At 45.9% G+C, this 937-nt stretch carries 1 protein-coding gene; it reads right to left on the minus strand.

Going from position 1 to position 937, the window contains the following annotated elements; translation table 11 throughout:
* Positions 1 to 937, minus strand: a 937-nt coding sequence (locus tag A3762_RS16490; RefSeq protein WP_156493528.1) for a molybdopterin-dependent oxidoreductase, incomplete at both ends; no start/stop codon positions are given.

Below are 937 nucleotides of genomic sequence, written 5' to 3' on the forward strand. Positions count from 1 at the left end.
AGCCAGCAAGTTGGCCAAACCGCCTACTTCTCGACCGCCCATTGCATTTGGTTGACCGGTAATAGAGAAAGGTCCACACCCTTCTTTGCCGATTTTTCCACTCGCAAGATGACAATTGATAATACTCGCAGCTTTATCAACGCCAGCACTCGACTGATTCACGCCCATCGAGAAAAAGCTAATCACCTTATCTGTTTGCGCAAAGCTTGCGTAATACTCTTCTACATCTTGCTCAGGCAAATCACATAGCTGTGCGACCTTCTCAATAGTGAAAGACTGTGCGGCCTCTACTGCTTGCTCAACTCCTTCAACCGACTGATCAATATAAGCTTTATCAAGCCCATCATGCTCTGCCAGATAGGCGAGCAAACCGTTAAACAAGGCAACATCACTTCCTGCTTTCAGAGGGAGATGAAGATCTGCGACTTCACAACTTGCTGTGCGACGTGGATCGATAAATACAATTTTTAGATTTGGATTTATTTGTTTCGCACGCTCAACGCGTTGAAACAGAACAGGATGTGTCCAAGCCGCATTTGAGCCTATAAAAACGAGCAATTCCGTTTGCTCTAAATCCTCATAACTACACGGTACGACATCTGATCCAAATGCGCGTTTATGTGCAGCAACTGCTGAGGACATGCACAGACGAGAGTTCGTATCGATATTGGCAGACCCGATATAACCCTTCATCAACTTGTTTGCGACGTAATAATCTTCCGTTAGTAATTGCCCCGATACATACAGTGCAACGCTGTCTGGGCCATGCTCATCAATAATATCTTGAAAGCGCTGAGCCACTTCGTTGGTCGCAGCTTCCCAAGGAACCTGCTTCCCACTAACTTCAGGAAAAAGTAAGCGCCCACTATCTTCTAAGGTATCTAGTAAGCGACTTCCTTTAACGCACAGTCGACCAAAATTTGCTGGATGCTCAGGA

The organism is Oleiphilus sp. HI0125 (genome assembly GCF_001635355.1).